The 17217-nt window shown below is 71.7% G+C and carries 15 protein-coding genes; 6 read left to right on the top strand and 9 right to left on the bottom strand.

The window, feature by feature from the left end; all coding sequences use genetic code 11:
* Positions 1 to 4 precede the first annotated feature (4 nt).
* From CELGI_RS08205 to CELGI_RS08190, 4 genes are all read right to left on the bottom strand, one after another.
* Positions 5 to 418, bottom strand: coding sequence for a hypothetical protein (locus tag CELGI_RS08205; RefSeq protein WP_013883656.1), 414 nt, complete (start codon positions 416 to 418; stop codon positions 5 to 7).
* A gap of 151 nt (positions 419 to 569) precedes the next feature.
* Complete coding sequence (gene coaE, locus CELGI_RS08200) at positions 570 to 1196, bottom strand: dephospho-CoA kinase (protein WP_013883655.1); 627 nt, start codon at positions 1194 to 1196, stop codon at positions 570 to 572.
* Positions 1197 to 1321: 125 nt separating this feature from the next.
* Positions 1322 to 2800, bottom strand: a complete 1479-nt coding sequence (rpsA, locus tag CELGI_RS08195) for a 30S ribosomal protein S1 (RefSeq protein WP_013883654.1) — start codon at positions 2798 to 2800, stop codon at positions 1322 to 1324.
* A 197-nt stretch (positions 2801 to 2997) separates the two neighbouring features.
* Positions 2998 to 4023, bottom strand: coding sequence for a 6-phosphofructokinase (locus CELGI_RS08190; protein WP_013883653.1), 1026 nt, complete (start codon positions 4021 to 4023; stop codon positions 2998 to 3000).
* Positions 4024 to 4152: 129 nt separating this feature from the next.
* Here CELGI_RS08190 and CELGI_RS08185 point away from each other — a divergent pair, with 129 nt between their 5' ends.
* Positions 4153 to 4959, top strand: a complete 807-nt coding sequence (locus CELGI_RS08185; protein ID WP_013883652.1) for a class I SAM-dependent methyltransferase — start codon at positions 4153 to 4155, stop codon at positions 4957 to 4959.
* Positions 4960 to 5001: 42 nt separating this feature from the next.
* On the opposite strand, the gene CELGI_RS08180 is transcribed toward CELGI_RS08185, so the two are convergent.
* From CELGI_RS08180 to polA, 3 genes are all read right to left on the bottom strand, one after another.
* A complete protein-coding gene (locus CELGI_RS08180; protein ID WP_013883651.1) occupies positions 5002 to 6660 on the bottom strand; it encodes a solute symporter family protein in 1659 nt (552 codons plus the stop codon).
* Entirely contained in the window at positions 6657 to 7010 is a 354-nt protein-coding gene (locus tag CELGI_RS08175) for a DUF485 domain-containing protein (protein ID WP_013883650.1), read from the bottom strand. Before CELGI_RS08175 ends, CELGI_RS08180 begins: the two co-directional genes overlap by 4 nt.
* Positions 7011 to 7146: 136 nt before the next feature.
* On the bottom strand, positions 7147 to 9855 hold the full coding sequence (gene polA / locus CELGI_RS08170; RefSeq protein WP_013883649.1) for a DNA polymerase I: 2709 nt from the start codon (positions 9853 to 9855) through the stop codon (positions 7147 to 7149).
* Between the two features lie 18 nt (positions 9856 to 9873).
* Between polA and CELGI_RS08165 the strand changes: the two genes are divergently transcribed.
* On the top strand, positions 9874 to 10368 hold the full coding sequence (locus CELGI_RS08165; RefSeq protein ID WP_013883648.1) for a hotdog fold thioesterase: 495 nt from the start codon (positions 9874 to 9876) through the stop codon (positions 10366 to 10368).
* 53 nt (positions 10369 to 10421) lie between these two features.
* Here the strand turns inward: CELGI_RS08165 and CELGI_RS08160 are convergent, their stop codons facing one another.
* Entirely contained in the window at positions 10422 to 10985 is a 564-nt protein-coding gene (locus CELGI_RS08160) for a GNAT family N-acetyltransferase (protein ID WP_245528192.1), read from the bottom strand.
* 604 nt (positions 10986 to 11589) lie between these two features.
* Between CELGI_RS08160 and CELGI_RS08155 the strand changes: the two genes are divergently transcribed.
* The 4 genes from CELGI_RS08155 to CELGI_RS08140 are packed head-to-tail and all read left to right on the top strand — an operon-like array spanning position 11590 to position 15685.
* Positions 11590 to 12936, top strand: coding sequence for a branched-chain amino acid ABC transporter permease (locus tag CELGI_RS08155; protein ID WP_245528191.1), 1347 nt, complete (start codon positions 11590 to 11592; stop codon positions 12934 to 12936).
* 16 nt (positions 12937 to 12952) lie between these two features.
* The gene (locus CELGI_RS08150; RefSeq protein WP_013883645.1) at positions 12953 to 13939 is read left to right on the top strand and encodes a branched-chain amino acid ABC transporter permease; all 987 of its coding nucleotides are present in this window, start codon (positions 12953 to 12955) and stop codon (positions 13937 to 13939) included.
* On the top strand, positions 13929 to 14888 hold the full coding sequence (locus CELGI_RS08145) for an ABC transporter ATP-binding protein (RefSeq protein WP_013883644.1): 960 nt from the start codon (positions 13929 to 13931) through the stop codon (positions 14886 to 14888). The genes CELGI_RS08150 and CELGI_RS08145 overlap by 11 nt, the downstream gene beginning before the upstream one ends.
* Complete coding sequence (locus CELGI_RS08140; RefSeq protein ID WP_013883643.1) at positions 14885 to 15685, top strand: ABC transporter ATP-binding protein; 801 nt, start codon at positions 14885 to 14887, stop codon at positions 15683 to 15685. The genes CELGI_RS08145 and CELGI_RS08140 overlap by 4 nt, the downstream gene beginning before the upstream one ends.
* A gap of 187 nt (positions 15686 to 15872) precedes the next feature.
* Here CELGI_RS08140 and CELGI_RS08135 read toward each other — a convergent pair whose 3' ends face one another.
* A complete protein-coding gene (locus CELGI_RS08135) occupies positions 15873 to 17162 on the bottom strand; it encodes an ABC transporter substrate-binding protein (RefSeq protein WP_013883642.1) in 1290 nt (429 codons plus the stop codon).
* Positions 17163 to 17217 lie beyond the last annotated feature (55 nt).

The following is a 17217-nucleotide window of genomic DNA, read 5'->3' as shown; positions in this document are numbered from 1 at the left end:
GGTGTCAGTCCTTGCCGTCGACGAGCGTGACGATCGCCTCGCGGTCCTCCGCGACCACGGCGCTCACGTACTGGTCCATGAACGCCTCGTAGGCGCTGAACCCCGCGAGCTTGCGCTTGGCCATCGGCACGAGCGACGCGATCCCGCCCTCCTTGACCGTGAACGACGTGATCGCCGTGCGTGCCGTCGTCCGGCCCACGGAACGCGTCGTCGTCACCTCGAACCGCATGAGCTCGTGACCCTCGAAGTGGTCGCGCAGCGAGAAGATCTCCGAGTGCGCGGCGCGGCTCTCGAGCCGGATGCGCCCGACGTTGTCGTCGACCGCGGACGAGCTCTTCTCCGCGAGCTCCAGCATGCGGCCCTCGCTGAGCGAGGAGCCGATCGACACCGACGCACGCGTCTGGACGGGCTTCGCCATGGATCTCATCCCTCCATCGACCCCCGGCGTCGCCATCGGCGCCGGACCTGCCCCCTAGGCACGGGCAAGGTAGCGCAGATCAGGGAGCCGTGGAACGCCCGTGTCCGATTCCCACGGCTACCGAGCCGTCGCGTTACTGCGAACGGGGGAATCAGAGCCCCGCGGCGGCCTCCTGGCGCTGCTCGCCCACGAGGCGGTCCCACAGCGCGTCCACCTGACCGCGGAGGTCCTCGTCGCTGCCCGTGCCGTCCAGCACCACGTCAGCCACCGCGCTCCGCTCGTCGTCACCCGCCTGCGCGGCGACCCGGGCCTCGGCGTCCGCACGGTCCATGCCGCGCAGACGCACCAGCCGCTCGACGCGCAGCACCGCGGGCGCGTGCACCACCACCACGAGATGGAACTCGTCGGCCCGTCCCGTCTCGACCAGCAACGGGATGTCGTGGACCACCACGGCACCGTGGTCGAGCGCCGCCGCCGCCGCCTCCTGCTCGGCCGCGAGCCGCCGCACCACCGGGTGCACGATCGCCTCCAGCCGTGCCCGGGCCGCGGGATCGTCGAACACCAGACGACCCAGCGCCGCACGGTCCAGCGCGCCGTCCGGGGCAAGGACCGACTCCCCGAACTCCTCGACCACCTCGTCCAGCCCCGGCGTCCCGGGCTCGACCGCGGCGCGCGCGAGCACGTCCGCGTCGATCACCACCGCGCCCAGCTCGGCCAGCCGGCGTGCGGCCACCGACTTCCCCGCTGCGATCCCGCCCGTCAACCCGATGCGCTGCATGGCCCCATCCTGCCCACCCGGGCGCGGCAGCGCCGCTCGGGCCCGCCGGGGACGCACGACGGGCCGGCCACCCGAAGGTGACCGGCCCGTGGTGCGGACGCTGAGGTCCGTCGATCAGCGTGCGATCAGTTGCCCGTGAGCTTCTCGCGCAGCGCGGCGAGGGCCTCGTCGGACGCGAGCGTCCCGGTGGCCTCGTCGGTCGAGGACGAGTACGTCGAGGGGACCGGGCCGCTGCTCGCGGGGGCCGACTCGGACGTCGCAGCCTCGGCGTCGGCCTTGGCGGCCTCGGCGACCTGCTTGCGGTGGGCCTCCCAGCGCTCGTGCGCGGCCGCGTACTGGGCCTCCCACGTCTCGCGCTGGGCCTCGAAGCCCTCGAGCCACTCGTTCGTGGCCGGGTCGAAGCCCTCGGGGTACTTGTAGTTGCCCTGCTCGTCGTACTCGGCCGCCATGCCGTACAGCGCGGGGTCGAAGTCCTCGGACTCGGGGTCGAAGCCCTCGTTCGCCTGCTTGAGCGACAGCGAGATCCGGCGACGCTCCAGGTCGATGTCGATGACCTTGACGAAGACGTCGTCGCCCACCTGGACGACCTGCTCCGGGATCTCGACGTGGCGCACGGCCAGCTCCGAGATGTGCACGAGGCCCTCGATGCCGTCCTCGACGCGCACGAACGCACCGAACGGGACGAGCTTCGTGACCTTGCCGGGGACGACCTGGCCGATGGCGTGCGTCCGGGCGAACGCCTGCCACGGGTCCTCCTGCGTCGCCTTCAGCGACAGCGAGACCCGCTCGCGGTCGAAGTCGACGTCCAGGACCTCGACCGTGACCTCCTGGCCGACCTCGACGACCTCGGACGGGTGGTCGATGTGCTTCCAGGACAGCTCGGAGACGTGCACGAGGCCGTCCACGCCGCCCAGGTCGACGAACGCACCGAAGTTGACGATCGACGAGACGACACCGGGGCGCACCTGGCCCTTCTGCAGCGTCTGCAGGAAGGTGGAGCGGACCTCGGACTGCGTCTGCTCGAGCCACGCGCGGCGCGACAGGACCACGTTGTTGCGGTTCTTGTCGAGCTCGATGATCTTGGCCTCGATCTCCTTGCCCACGTAGGGGCCGAGGTCGCGGACACGGCGCATCTCGACGAGCGAGGCGGGCAGGAAGCCGCGCAGACCGATGTCGAGGATCAGGCCGCCCTTGACGACCTCGATGACGGTGCCGGTGACGACGCCGTCCTCCTCCTTGATCTTCTCGATCGTGCCCCACGCGCGCTCGTACTGCGCCCGCTTCTTGGACAGGATCAGCCGGCCTTCCTTGTCCTCCTTCTGGAGGACGAGGGCCTCGACCTCGTCGCCGACCTTGACGACCTCACCGGGGTCCACGTCGTGCTTGATGGACAGCTCACGGGAGGGGATGACGCCCTCGGTCTTGTAGCCGATGTCGAGAAGGACCTCGTCACGGTCGACCTTGACGACGGTGCCCTCGACGATGTCGCCATCGTTGAAGTACTTGATGGTGGCGTCGATCGCGGCCAGGAAGTCCTCGGCCGTGCCGATGTCGTTGATCGCGACCTGCGGCGTGGCGGGCTTCGCGGGGGTGGAGATGCTCATGTAGTGGTGGGCTCCGATGCGGACAGGAAGTAGGACGAACAGGGAAGGCGCGCGGCCGCTCCGGGATCACGGGCGTGTTCTCGGGGCCCCGACGACCAGTCCGCACCCCGGCGGACCGGTGTGGGGACGAGCTGTGGGAAGAAGGCGCGTGGCACCGCCGAGAATCTTACCGGCGCGCGGCGCGGCCGGTCAAAGCGTCACGCGAGCGCGCGAGCCACGGCGAGCAGCTCGTCGGGCACGTGCTTGACCTTGCCGGCGACCTCCTCGAGCGAGACGAGCTCGACACGGTCGCCGCGCAGCGCCGTCATCACGTTCGACCGGCCCTGCGTGACCGCGTCGATCGCCGCGACGCCGAAGCGGCTGCCGAGGATGCGGTCGGTGGGCGTCGGCGTGCCGCCGCGCTGCACGTGGCCCAGCACCGTCACGCGCGTGTCGAACCCGGTGCGCTGCTCGATCTCCACCTTGAGCCGCTCGCCGATCGCGCCCGCGACGATCTCGCCGAACTTGCCGACCTGCGTCTCGTAGTGCATCGCGGTGCCCTCGGCGGGCACCGCACCCTCGGCCACGACGACGATCGAGAAGCTCGCGTGCGCGCGGTGCCGGTGCTTGAGGAACCGCTCGATCTTCTCGATGTCGAACGGGGCCTCGGGCGCGAGCACGAGCTCCGCGCCGCCCGCGATGCCGGCGGTCGCGGCGATCCAGCCCGCGTGGCGTCCCATGACCTCGACGATCATCACGCGGTTGTGGCTCTCCGCGGTGGTGTGGATGCGGTCGACGGCGTCCGTGGCGACCGTGACGGCCGTGTCGAAGCCGATCGACTGGTCGGTCCCCCACACGTCGTTGTCGATCGTCTTCGGGATCGCGACGATGCGGACGCCGGCCTCGGCGATCTTGCTCGCGGCGTGCAGCGTGCCGTCGCCGCCGATGCAGATCAGCGCCTCGAGCCGCTCGGCCTCCAGCGTGGCCAGGACCGAGTCGATGCCGCCGTCGCTCGAGTGCGGGTGGAACCGCGCCGTGCCGAGCAGCGTGCCACCGACCGGCAGGACGTTGCGGATGTGCTGGCGGGTCAGCGGCATGACGTCCCCGTCCACCACGCCGCGCCAGCCGTTGCGGAAGCCGACGATCTGGTGCCCGTACTCCCCCTCGCCCCGCTTGACCACGGCACGGATGGCGGCATTCAGTCCGGGGACGTCGCCGCCGCCCGTGAGCAGACCGACTCGCACGCTGATGCTCCTTCGTTGACGGTGGGGGTTGCGGCAGCGCGTCGTCGGGCGACCGTGTGACCAGCCTAACCAGGCGCGCGTGCCGCAGGCGCGGCCCTCGGTCCTAGCGCGTCGCGGGACACTGGTGGCATGCCCCCGTCCGACGACGCCGACGACACGCTGGCCGAGGTCGCCTTCCGCCACGTCCCCGACGACGGCGCCGGGCGCCGCTGGTGGGATGCGAACGCCCAGGAGTACCTCGCCGACCACGGACAGTTCCTGGGCCCCGCCGACTTCGTGTGGTGCCCCGAGGGCGTGCGTGAGGCCGACGCGCACCTGCTCGGCGACGTCGCCGGCGCACGCGTGCTCGAGGTCGGCGCGGGTGCGGCGCAGTGCAGCCGGTGGCTCGCGGGCCAGGGTGCGCACGCGGTCGCGTCGGACGTCTCCTGGCAGATGCTGCGGGCCGGGCGGCGGTACGACGACGACGCGGGCGTCCGCGTGCCCGCGGTCGTCGCCGACGCACGTGAGCTGCCGTTCGCCGACGCGTCCTTCGACGTCGTGTTCACCGCGTTCGGTGCGATCCCGTTCGTGCCCGACGCGGACCGGGTGCACGCCGAGGCGGCACGCGTGCTGCGGCCGGGCGGCCGGTGGGCCTTCGCGGTGACGCACCCGATCCGCTGGGCGTTCCCGGACGACCCCGAGGGGCTGACCGCGGTGCGGTCCTACTTCGACCGCAGCCCGTACGTCGAGCTCACCGCCACGGGCCGCGCGCTGTACGCCGAGTACCACCGCACGTTCGGCGACCACGTCGCGGACGTGGTCGCTGCCGGGCTCGTGCTCGACCGCGTGGTCGAGCCCCCGTGGCCGTCCGGTCACGACCGCACGTGGGGCGGCTGGGGGCCGGTCCGCGGCGCGCTGCTGCCCGGCACCGCCGTGTTCGTCGCGCACAAGCCCTGAACCCCACCGGTGGGGACCGCCGGGTCCCCACCGGTGGTCGGTTCAGTGCACCGTCGCCTTCTCGGCACCCGCGCCGGTCAGCGAACGGACCTCCATCTCGGCGAACTTCTCCGGGTGCGGCTTCTCCTTGCTCAGGAGCGTCCCGACGATCCCGAGCAGGAATGCGAGCGGGATCGAGATCAGGCCGGGGTTCTCCAACGGGATCAGGTGGAAGTCGACCGTGACGTCCTTGATCATCGACAGGCTCTTGCCCGTGGCCGGGTCGACCTTGCCGGACACGACCGGCGAGAACGCGATCAGCACAATGCAGGAGATCAGGCCGCCGTACATGCTCCACAGCGCGCCCGACGTGTTGAACCGCTTCCAGAACAGCGAGTAGATGATCGTCGGCAGGTTGGCGCTGGCCGCGACCGCGAACGCGAGCGCGACGAGGAACGCCACGTTCTGCCCGTTGGCGAAGATGCCGCCGATGATCGCCAGGACGCCGATCGCGATCACCGTGATCCGGGCGACCTTGACCTCGCCGTCGGGGCGGACCTCGCCGCGCTTGATGACGTTGGCGTAGATGTCGTGCGCGAACGACGCCGCCGCCGTGATCGTCAGGCCCGCGACCACTGCGAGGATCGTCGCGAACGCGACCGCGGAGATCAGGCCCAGCAGGATCTCGCCACCCAGCTCGTAGGCCAGCAGCGGCGCCGCGGAGTTGACCCCGCCCGGTGCGGCCTTGATGGCCTCGGGCCCCACGAGCGCACCGGCGCCGTACCCGAGCACGAGCGTGAACAGGTAGAAGATGCCGATCAGCCAGATCGCCCAGACCACCGAACGCCGCGCCTCCTTGGCCGACGGCACCGTGTAGAACCGCATGAGCACGTGCGGCAGCCCCGCGGTGCCGAGCACCAGGGCGAGCGCGAGCGACAGGAAGTTCAGCTGGCTCATGGCCGAGACGCCGTACTGCCGGCCCGGCTCGATGAGCGACTCACCGCCCGGGCCCGCCTTGTCGATCGCGCCCTGCAGCAGGTCGGAGAGGTTGAAGCCGAACTTCGCGAGCACCCACAGCGTCATCACCGCGGCACCCGCGATCAGCAGGATCGCCTTGATGATCTGGACCCAGGTGGTGCCCTTCATGCCGCCGACCAGGACGTACAGGATCATCAGCGCACCGACGACGGCGATCACCAGCCCCTGTGCGGCCACGCCCTCGACGCCGAGCAGCAGCGCGACGAGCCCGCCCGCGCCCGCCATCTGCGCGAGCAGGTAGAAGAACACGACGGCGAGCGTCGACAGCGCCGCGGCCATGCGGACGGGGCGCTGCTTGAGCCGGAACGACAGCACGTCGGCCATCGTGAAGCGGCCGGTGTTGCGCAGCAGCTCCGCCACCAGCAGCAGCGCGACGAGCCACGCCACCAGGAACCCGACCGAGTACAGGAAGCCGTCGTAGCCGTTCAGGGCGATCGCGCCGCAGATGCCCAGGAACGACGCGGCCGAGAGGTAGTCGCCCGCGATCGCGGTCCCGTTCTGCGGTCCCGTGAAGGACCGGCCGGCGGCGTAGTAGTCGGCCGCCGTGCTGTTGTTGCGCGACGCGCGGAACACGATCACGAGCGTGACCAGGACGAACGCACCGAAGATCGCGATGTTGACCGCGGGTGACCCGACCTGCTCCGACTCGGTGGCGGCCGCCAGGACCGCTCCCCCGGCGCTCATCGGTCCGCCCCCGGAGCCAGCTCGCCGTCCTCGATGTGCCGGCGGAGGCGGTCGGCCACCACGTCCTGCCGGTTGTTGGCCCACCGCGCGTAGATCATCGTGATCGCGAACGTCGAGACGAACTGGCCGAGACCGAACAGCAGGCCGACGGTGATGGTCCCCCACACGCGCGTCGACATGAAGTCGTGCGCGTAGTTGGCCAGCAGCACGTAGACGAAGTACCAGACCAGGAAGAGCGCGGTCATCGGGAAGACGAAGCGCCGGAACCTGCTCCGCAGGGCCTGGAACTCGTCGCTGCGCTGCACCCGTTGGTACGGGGTCTCGACCGGTTCGTCCAGAGTGTCGCTCATCCGTGCCTCCCTCGAACGGACGACGGCATCGTTGCCGTCGGCGACACGAGTGTGGCGCAGGTCACCCGGATGCGCGAGGAAGGTTTCGCTCCGTGGACCGACAGCGCAGGCGCCGCCGGTCCACGGACGGGAGCCGCTAGTGGCCCGCCTCGTGCCAGCTGGCGCCCACCCCGACGCTCACGTCGAGAGCCACGTCGAGCGCACCGCCGGGCAGCCCGGCACCCGCGGCCGCCATCTGCTCACGAACCAGCTGCTCCACCTCGTCGCGCTCCCCGGCGGCCACCTCGAGCACGAGCTCGTCGTGCACCTGCAGGAGCATCCGGGTCGTCAGCCCGCGCCGCGTGAGCTCGCGGTCCACCCCGAGCATCGCGAGCTTGATGAGGTCGGCCGCGCTGCCCTGGATGGGCGCGTTGAGCGCCATGCGCTCGGCCGCCTCACGGCGCTGACGGTTGTCGCTCGTCAGGTCGGGCAGGTAGCGGCGTCGGTCGAGGACGGTGGCGGTGAACCCCGTCGTGCGCGCCTCGTCGACGACCGTCGTGAGGTAGTCCCGCACCCCGCCGAACCGCTCGAAGTAGTCGCGCATGAGCTCGGCGGCCTCGCCCACCTCGATCCCCAGCTGCTGCGACAGCCCGTACGACGACAGGCCGTACGCCAGGCCGTACGACATCGCCTTGATCTTGGACCGCTGCGCGGACGTCACCTGATCGGTCGGCACGCCGAACACGCGCGAACCGACGTAGCTGTGCAGGTCCTCGCCCGACCGGAACGCCTCGATGAGCCCGGCGTCACCCGACAGGTGCGCCATGATCCGCATCTCGATCTGCGAGTAGTCCGCGGTCAGGAGCGTCTCGAAGCCGTCGCCCACCACGAACGCGCGCCGGATCTGCCGACCGGCCTCGGTGCGGATCGGGATGTTCTGGAGGTTCGGGTCCGCCGACGACAGACGACCGGTGGCCGCGATGGTCTGCTGGAACGTGGTGTGGATCCGCCCGTCGGCCGCGACCGAGCGCTGGAGCCCCTCGACGGTCTGCCGGAGCCGGATCGCGTCACGGTGCGCCAGCAGGTGCTCGAGGAACGGGTGCTGCGTGCGCGCGAACAGGTCGGTGAGCGCCGCGGCGTCCGTCGTGTACCCGGTCTTGATCTTCTTGGTCTTGGGCATGTCCAGCTGGTCGAACAGCACCTCCTGGAGCTGCTTGGGCGAGCCGAGGTTCACCTCGCGGCCGATGACGTCGTACGCCTCGCCCGCGGCCGTGGTCACCTGGTGGTCGAACCCGCGCTCGAGCTCGGTGAGGTAGCCCTGGTCGACCGCGATGCCCGCGGCCTCCATGCGCACCAGGACGTCCTGGAGCGGCTGCTCGACGTCGACCAGCAGGTGCCGCGCACCGCGGTCCGCGACCTCGCCGTCGAGCACGTCCACCAGGTCGCGCACGGCCGCCGCCCGGATCGCGGCCCTGCGGTCCTCGCCCGTGCCGTCGAGCTCGAGGTCGAGGGCACCCTGCCCGCCTGCGCCCGCGTCGTCCTCGCCGAGCTCGCGGTGCAGGTAGCCGATCGCGAGGTCGGGCAGGTCGTACGCGCGCCGGTCCGGCTGGCACAGGTACGCGGCGAGCTCGGTGTCGAACACGACGCCCCGCAGTGCGAGCCCGCGGCCGCCGAGCGCGTGCGCCGCGACCTTCGCCGCGTGCACGGCCTTCGGTGCCGACGGGTCCGCGAGCCACGCGGCCAGCGCCGCCTCGTCGGCCGGGCTGATCGACGCGAGGTCCAGAACGACCGCCTGGCCGTCGGCATCGGCGAGCGCCAGACCCCACGCGTCACCACCCGCCGGTGCGCCCGACCCCCGGACGTCCAGCCCGAGCACCGTCGTCGCACGTGGCGCGAGCCAGCCGGCGAGCCCGTCCGGGCCGAGCTCCGCGAGCTCGAGCGCCGCCGCGGCCACCGCGACCGCGGACGTCGTCGACTCGTCGGGCAGCATGGCGAACAGGCGGTCCCGCAGCGTCCGGAACTCGAGCTCGTCCAGGATCGTGTGCAACGCCTGCCGGTCCCAGGGCCGGGCCTCGAGGTCCTCCGGGCCGAGCGGCAGCTCGAGGTCCAGGACGAGCTGGTTCAGCCGGCGGTTGAGCTGGACCTGCGCGAGGTTCGCGCGCAGCGACTCCCCCGCCTTGCCCGTGATCCGATCGGCCGCGGCGACCACGCCGTCCAGGTCGCCGTGCTGCGTGAGCCACTTCGCCGCGGTCTTCGGGCCGACGCCGGGCACACCCGGCAGGTTGTCCGAGGTCTCGCCGACGAGCGCCGCGAGGTCGGAGTAGCGCTGGGGCGGCACGCCGTACTTCGCCTCGACCGCGGCGGGGGTCATCCGGGCCAGCTCGGAGACGCCACGGACCGGGTAGAGCACCGTCACGTCGTCGTCCACCAGCTGGAACGCGTCCCGGTCGCCCGAGCAGATCAGCACCTGCATGCCCTGCGCGGTCGCCTGGGTCGCGAGCGTCGCGATCACGTCGTCCGCCTCGTAGCGCTCCTTGGTGAGCACCGGGATGTGCAGAGGCTCGAGCACGCGGCGGATCACGTCCACCTGGCCGCGGAACGGCTCCGGCGTGGCGTCCCGCGTGCCCTTGTACGCCTCGTACTCCTCGGTGCGGAACGTGGTCCGGCCGAGGTCGAACGCGACCGCGACGTGCGTCGGCTGCTCGTCGCGCAGGAGGTTGGCGAGCATCGACGTGAAGCCGAACACCGCGTTCGTCGGCTGGCCCGACGACGTCGCGAAGTTCTCGACCGGCAGCGCGAAGAACGCGCGGTAGGCCATCGAGTGACCGTCGATGAGGAGAAGGCGGGCTGGCTGTGCGGCGCTCACGGTGCCAACCTAGCCGCCATGTCCGACACTCCCCGCGCCGAGCCCCCCGCCGCCCGCCCGCAGGCTGCGCCGTCCCCGGGCGTCGCCGTGCCGTCGCGCGAGGACGCCGCGTCCGGCCCCCGGCCGGCGTCGCTCGTCGACGAACGGGGGACGCTGATCGAGCGGCTCGGCATCGCCGTCACGCACGTCAGCGCGGAGCTCGCGGTGGGCACGATGCCCGTCGCGGGCAACACGCAGCCGTTCGGGCTGCTGCACGGCGGGGCGACGGCCGCCCTGGCCGAGACCCTGGGCTCCTATGCGGCGGTCGCGCACGCGGGTCCGGGTCGAGCAGCCGTCGGGATCGAGCTCAACGCGACGCACCACCGCTCGGCGCGGGCCGGGACGGTCACGGGCACGGCTCGTGCGGTGCACCTGGGCCGCACGCTCGCGACGTACGAGGTCGTCGTCGAGGACGAGGACGGCCGCAGGCTGTGCACGGCCCGGCTGACCTGCATGCTGGTCGACGCGCGCTGACCGGCGCGCGGTCGTGCGCCGCGGCGGTCGCGCCTCGTCGACGCCGGCGCCGGCTACGGGTGAGCCGCGGGCACCGCTCGTTCGACGTGCAGGTGCCGCGCCGTGATCGCGTCGTCCCCGGGCTGCCGCGCGGCACGCGCCTGACGGCGGCGTGCGATGAGGTCCTCGAGCCCGCGCGGTGCGCCGCGGCGCACCGCGGGACCCACCGCGGCAGGGTCGTGCGCGAGACGGCGCTGGAGCGCCGCGGTGCCGGCGACGCGGAACGCCGCGGCCGGGGCGAAGCCCAGCCGCGCCAGGAACCGCTGCATGCCGCGCGCACCGGGCAACGGCGAGGCGTAGACCTCGACCGCACCGTGCTCCTCGGCCGCCTGCGCCGCCGCAGCGAGCAGGGCGTGACCGAGTCCGCGCCGGCGCGCCGTGTGCATCACGAACACGGCCTCGAGCGCGAGCGTGGTCGCGTCGGTGAACGGCCCCGGGCCGACCACGCGTGCGAGCAGCAGGCCGGCAGGCTGCTCGTCGAGCGTCCCGACCAGGACGAGCCCGCCCTCGACGGCGAGGAGCGCACCGACCTGACGCCGCATGCGCTCGGCGTCGTCCGTGCAGAGCTGAGCCCCCATGCCCGACTCCTTGCGGGCCTCCATGCACAGGTGCACGAGGTCGTCGAGGTCGTCGGGACGGGCAGCACGTGCCTGTACTCCGGGTCGCACGGTGGTGAACCTCCGACGGACGAGGGGGTATCCGGACGGGGTGCCGCGTCCGCTGCCCACGGTGGCGCCGCCCCTGATCATGGACCAGAGGGACCCTGGATGCCTAGTCCTGGACGGACCGGGCAGCGGGGTCACGGCGCGTCGCGGGCGGCGCGCCGACACCACGAGCGGTCGCGTGCGCTGCACACGCGCACTTGCCAGACTGCGCCGATCACCGCAGGCTCGCACGACGAGACGCAGCGACACCCGTACGAGGTGCTGTTCTCCACGAAACGCGACCGACACAATCTGTTCCTAGTCTCAGCCCGGCTTGCTCCGTACTCGCCGGTAGCCGAGAGGCGTACGACGAGGTACGCCAGCCAGACGCACCGCAGCACCAGCAGCACGACGACACGATGCGCCGGACCCGGGGCATCGACGCACCCACGGACGGAGGTCCTCGGTGAGCGCTCTCGCCCCACCCGGACGAGCGGGCCGGCCCGCACCCAGGCTGGGCGCCCGGCACCGCAGGCTCGTGACCGGGTTGACCCTCTTGGTGCTCGCACTCGTCGGCCTGCTCGCGGTACCCACGGGTGCCCGGGCGGCGACCGCGGCGTGCACGCCCGACGCGAGCACCGCGTGCGTCGGCGGGACGGTCCGGACCAGCGCCGGCGATCCCGCGACCGGGGTCGTGCTCACCGTCGAGGGCCAGGGGCAGAGCGTCGAGGCCACCACGGACAGCGACGGTCGGTGGTCGGCCGCGGTGACCAAGGCGGGCGACTACACCGTCACGCTCGACCCCGCGTCGCTCCCGGCGGGCGAGCAGCTGCGGGACCCAGGCAAGAACCCGCGGACCGTCTCTGTGACGCTGAACGCCCAGTTCGGCGCGCTGTTCCCGCTCGGTGAGCCGCGCGGCGGCGGTACCGCGACCCCGGACCCGGACGCGACCGACGGCCCGACCGCGCAGCCCGAGCCCGGTGGCTCGTCGGGCAGCGGCGTCACGGGCAAGCGTGTCGCCCAGCAGCTCGCCAACGGCCTCGTGTTCGGGCTGCTGCTCGCGCTCGCGTCGGTCGGTCTCTCGCTGATCTACGGCACCACGGGCCTGAGCAGCTTCGCGCACGGCGAGCAGGTGACGCTCGGCGCCATCCTCGCGTACTGGTTCGTGCAGAGCCTGGGCATGCCCCTGCCGGTCGCCGCGGCCGTCGCGACGCTCCTCGGAGCGGCGTCGGGCTGGTTGCAGGACGCGGGCATCTGGCACCCGCTGCGGCGCCGGCGCATCGGGCTGACGCAGCAGATGATCGTCACGATCGGCCTGTCGATGGTGCTGCAGTACCTGTTCCAGTTCCTGCTCGGCGGCGGCAAGCTGCGCATCGACACGAGCAACCCGTCGCCCGTGCGGCTCGGGCCCGTGTCGCTGCCGTCGCAGACGCTGCTGTCCGCGGGCATCGCGATCGCCGTGCTCATCGGCGTGGCGGTGTTCCTGCTGTACACCCGCACCGGGCGGGCCACGCGGGCCGTCTCGGACAACCCCGCGCTGGCCGCGGCGTCCGGGATCGGCGTCGAGCGCGTCATCCGGATCGTCTGGACGGGCGCTGCGGGGCTCGCCGCGCTGGGCGGCGTGCTCATCGGCCTCTACTTCCAGTCGACCTCGTGGAACATGGGCGGCACCGTGCTGCTCCTGATGTTCGCGGCGGTCACGCTCGGCGGACTCGGCACCGCGTGGGGTGCGCTCGCCGGATCCATCGTCATCGGCGTCGTCGCCGAGATGTCGAGCCTCGTCATCCCGTCGGACATGAAGTACGCCGGCGCGCTGCTCATCCTCATCCTCGTCCTGCTCGTGCGGCCCCAGGGAATCCTGGGCCGCCGGGACCGGATCGGCTGAGGCCAGGAGGGACACCATGGACTGGACCCGGATCCTCACCAACGTCGCCGGCGAGGCCTTCGCGCCCGCCACCGCGGCCTACGCGATGGCGGCCATCGGCCTCAACATCCACTTCGGCATGACCGGCCTGCTCAACTTCGGCCAGGCGGGCTTCGTGCTGCTCGGGGCGTACTCGTACGCGATCACCGCGATGGCCGGCTGGCCCGTGTTCGCCTCGGTGCTCGCGGCCCTCGCCTCGGCGGCCGTGTTCGGGATCCTGCTGGGCATCCCGACCCTCAAGCTGCGCGGCGACTACCTGTCGATCGTCACGATCGCCGCGGCGGAGATCGTGCGCATCGTCAGCCGCTCGACCTCGCTCACCGACCTCACGGGCGGCAACTCGGGGCTGTCCGGAGGGGACGGGTACAAGCGCACGTTCGAGTCGTTGTGCCCGTTCCCCGACGGCACGACCGCGCTCGGCCCGTTCAGCTACAGCAACTGCGCGGGCAGCAGCTGGTGGCTGAGGCTGTGCGCGTGGGCCGTCGTCGCGATCGCCTGCCTGCTGGTCTGGCGCTGGATGCGCAGCCCGTGGGGCCGCGTCCTCAAGGGGATCCGCGAGGACGAGGACGCGGTGCGTGCGCTCGGCAAGAACGTGTACGGCTACAAGATGCAGGCGCTGGTGCTGGGCGGCATGGGTGGCGCGGTCGCGGGCATCTTCTACACGCTCCCGACGTCGGTCCAGGCCGACGCGATGGGCCGCACGATGACGTTCAACATCTGGACCGTGCTGCTCCTGGGCGGCGCCGCCACGGTGTTCGGGCCCGTGCTGGGCTCGGTGCTGCTGTGGACGGTCTTCATGCTCGTCAAGACCGTCCTGCGGGACCTGCAGCTCGAGTTCCTCAGCAGCACGCAGTCCGAGGCGTTCAGCTGGATGCTCGTCGGCCTGACCCTGATGCTCCTGGTGATCTTCCGACCACAAGGCATCCTCGGCGACAAGAAGGAGCTGTCGATCGATGTCCGCTGACACGCCCCCCACACCCGCCGTCCCCGACCGCTCGCCGACCCCGCGCGAGGTCGTCGCGCGTGCTCTCGCGGACGTGCCCCGCACCCCCGGCGCTCCCAAGCCGGACCCGATCATCGTCGCGGACGGCGTCCGGCGGACGTTCGGCGGCATCAACGCCGTCGACGTCGAGCACCTCGAGGTGCAGCGCGGTGCGATCACCGCCCTGATCGGCCCGAACGGCGCGGGCAAGACGACGCTGTTCAACCTGCTCACCGGGTTCGACCGGGCCGACGCGGGCACGTGGACGTTCGAAGGTCGCTCCGTGCAGGGCAAGCCCGCGGCGCGCATGGCCGGCCTCGGCATGGTGCGCACGTTCCAGCTCACCAAGGCGCTCTCGCGCATGCGCGTGATCGACAACATGCGGCTGGGCGCCACCGGTCAGCGCGGTGAGAACCTGTTCGCCGCCCTCCTGCCGTGGCTCTGGCGCGCGCAGGAGGACGCGATCTCCGCACGTGCAGACGAGCTGCTCACCCGGTTCAAGCTCGACGGCAAGGCCGACGACTTCGCGGGCTCGCTGTCCGGCGGGCAGCGCAAGCTCCTCGAGATGGCCCGTGCGCTCATGACGCACCCGACCATGGTCATGCTGGACGAGCCCATGGCCGGCGTGAACCCCGCGCTCACGCAGTCCCTCCTGGGCCACATCCAGGGCCTGCGCGACGACGGGATGACGGTGCTGTTCGTCGAGCACGACATGCACATGGTCCGGCACATCTCCGACTGGGTCGTCGTGATGGCCGAGGGCCGGGTGGTCGCGGAAGGACCGCCCGAGACGATCATGCAGGACCAGGCCGTGGTCGACGCCTACCTGGGCGCGCACCACGACACCGACCTCGGCGACGACGCGCTCCTCGAGGAGGACGTGGTCGAGCAGTACGAGGCCGAGGCCGAGGCCGAGGAGGCGACCAAGTGACCACGACCACCGTGTCCGACGTCCACCGCGGGGCACCCGAGGGCACCCCGCTGCTGGACGCGACCGACCTGTACGCCGGCTACCTGCCGGGCGTCGACATCCTCAACGGGTGCAACCTGGTGCTGCACCCCGGTGAGCTGGTCGGGATCATCGGCCCCAACGGCGCGGGCAAGTCCACGCTCCTCAAGGCGCTGTTCGGGCTGGTGCCGATCCGCCAGGGCTCGGTGGTGCTCGGCGGCGACGAGATCACCAACCAGCGTGCCGACAAGCTGGTGCGCCGGGGCGTGGGGTTCGTCCCGCAGACCAACAACGTGTTCCCCTCGCTCACCATCGAGGAGAACCTGCGGATGGGGATCTTCCAGGACCCGAAGCGGTTCGCCGAGCGGTTCGAGTTCGTCACCGACATCTTCCCGGCCCTCGGGGAGCGCCGCCGCCAGCGTGCGGGCTCGCTCTCCGGCGGTGAGCGGCAGATGGTTGCGATGGCGCGCGCGCTCATGATGGACCCGTCCGTCCTGCTGCTCGACGAGCCGTCCGCGGGGCTGTCCCCCGTGCGGCAGGACGAGGCGTTCCTGCGCACCCGCAAGATCAACAAGGCGGGCGTGTCCATCGTCATCGTCGAGCAGAACGCGCGCCGGTGCCTGCAGATCTGCGACCGCGCGTACGTCCTCGACCAGGGCCGCAACGCGTACTCCGGACCGGGCCGTGAGCTCATGAACGACCCCAAGGTCATCGAGCTGTACCTCGGCACCCTCGCGGCCGACGTCGAGGCCGCGGCGCACGACGACACGCAGGGCTGACGACCCGACCCGACCACCGAGGCGCCGTGCGGTCATGCACGGCGCCTCGGTCGTGCCTGGCGCCTGGTCATGGCCGGTGGGGCGGGCGTGTACCCGGAGCACGCGGCCCGCGTCGGCGGTGCGGACATGCGTCGGCCCCGGTGGTCGCGGTGACCACCGGGGCCGACGTCGTCGGTCCGTCAGGGCATCAGCCCTCGACGGAGCCCTCGACGGCCTTCACCCACTTGTAGGTGTTGTCGTCGTTGAACTGGTAGATCCCGATGAACGCGGACGACGGGTCGTTGTCGGCGTTGAACGGTCCCGCACCGGAGACGGCCTCGTAGTCGATGTCCTCGCCCGCCTTGACGAGGTCGGCGCACTCCTGGAACCCGGTGCACTTGGTGCCACCGTCAGCGCCCGAGACGGCCGCCATGTTCTTCTGGATCGTCTCGCCGTCCACGCCGCCGCCCTTGAGCGCAGCGAGCGCGATGAGCATCGTGGCGTCGTAGGACTCCGGACCGTAGGAGTAGTCCGTCAGGTCCGGGTCGACCTCGAGCATCCGGGCCTGGAAGTCGTCCGACGGGTAGGCGCCCGGGATCGTGCCCTGCGACGTCCACGCGGCGAGCGTGCCGGCCTCGAAGTCCTTCGAGTAGTCCGCCGTGTTGCCGTCGACCATGTAGATGCGGCCCTCGAAGCCGGCCGCGACCAGCTCGGGGACGATCGACTTGGTCTGCTCGAACGCGATGATCGCGATCGCGTCGGGCGCCTTGCCGCCGTTGGAGGACATGACGCCAGCGACGGGGTCCGCGAACGACGGGGCCGTCGGGTCGAACTCCTCGCCCTGGTTGCCGTAGGTGACCGTGCCGCCCGCGTCCTCGACCGTGGCCTTGACGACGTCGCGCAGCGACGTGCCGTACTCCTCGTTGAACACGAGCATGCCGAGGTTCTCGACGCCGTCGTTGATGATGAGGTTGCCGAGCGCCGACCCCTGGACCGTGTCCGGCGGAGCGGTGCGGAAGTAGAAGTCGCTGTACCCGGACAGGCTCGTCGCGGTGTTCGCGGGCGAGACCATCACGACCTTGGCGGTCGCGATGTCGTCGACGACGAGCTGCGTCACGGACGACGACGCGGCACCGATGACCGCCTGCACGCCCTTGCTCTGGAGGTCGGTCCACGACTGCGGAGCGACGTCCGCGTGGTCCGCGTCCGAGGAGTCCGCGTGGTGCACCACCACGTCCTCGCCGTTGATGCCGCCGGCCGCGTTGATCTCCTCGACCGCGAGGTCGACGCCGGCGATCTCGGGCGGGCCGAGGAAGGCGAGCGAGCCGGTCTGGGGAAGCAGCGATCCGATGACGAGCGCGCCGTCACCGGCCGGGGCGGCGCCCGTCGACGACGGGTCGGCGGCCGGGTCCTCGTCGCTGTTCCCACATGCGGTCAGGACCAGCGCGACGGCGCCGGCGAGGGCGACGGCCCTCAGCGCGTGATGCGAACGAAGCATGTCGTACTACCTCTCCGTGAGGAATGCGTCAGAGGCCCGAAGGCATCGGGACCCC

Origin of the sequence: Cellulomonas gilvus ATCC 13127, assembly GCF_000218545.1 — a bacterium.
GTDB lineage: Bacteria > Actinomycetota > Actinomycetes > Actinomycetales > Cellulomonadaceae > Cellulomonas > Cellulomonas gilvus.
The sequence above is the reverse complement of the archived record's forward strand: the minus strand, read 5'-3'. Positions and strand labels throughout refer to the sequence as shown.

Bases quoted from the DNA above. Each gene is read 5' to 3' on its own strand.
- rpsA (WP_013883654.1), bottom strand. From the start codon at position 2,800: ATGAGCATCTCCACCCCCGCGAAGCCCGCCACGCCGCAGGTCGCGATC.
- CELGI_RS08160 (WP_245528192.1), bottom strand. From the start codon at position 10,985: ATGGGGGCTCAGCTCTGCACGGACGACGCCGAGCGCATGCGGCGTCAG.
- CELGI_RS08185 (WP_013883652.1), top strand. From the start codon at position 4,153: ATGCCCCCGTCCGACGACGCCGACGACACGCTGGCCGAGGTCGCCTTC.
- CELGI_RS08145 (WP_013883644.1), top strand. From the start codon at position 13,929: ATGTCCGCTGACACGCCCCCCACACCCGCCGTCCCCGACCGCTCGCCG.
- CELGI_RS08180 (WP_013883651.1), bottom strand. From the start codon at position 6,660: ATGAGCGCCGGGGGAGCGGTCCTGGCGGCCGCCACCGAGTCGGAGCAG.
- CELGI_RS08135 (WP_013883642.1), bottom strand. From the start codon at position 17,162: ATGCTTCGTTCGCATCACGCGCTGAGGGCCGTCGCCCTCGCCGGCGCC.
- CELGI_RS08165 (WP_013883648.1), top strand. From the start codon at position 9,874: ATGTCCGACACTCCCCGCGCCGAGCCCCCCGCCGCCCGCCCGCAGGCT.
- CELGI_RS08205 (WP_013883656.1), bottom strand. From the start codon at position 418: ATGGCGAAGCCCGTCCAGACGCGTGCGTCGGTGTCGATCGGCTCCTCG.
- coaE (WP_013883655.1), bottom strand. From the start codon at position 1,196: ATGCAGCGCATCGGGTTGACGGGCGGGATCGCAGCGGGGAAGTCGGTG.
- CELGI_RS08150 (WP_013883645.1), top strand. From the start codon at position 12,953: ATGGACTGGACCCGGATCCTCACCAACGTCGCCGGCGAGGCCTTCGCG.
- CELGI_RS08175 (WP_013883650.1), bottom strand. From the start codon at position 7,010: ATGAGCGACACTCTGGACGAACCGGTCGAGACCCCGTACCAACGGGTG.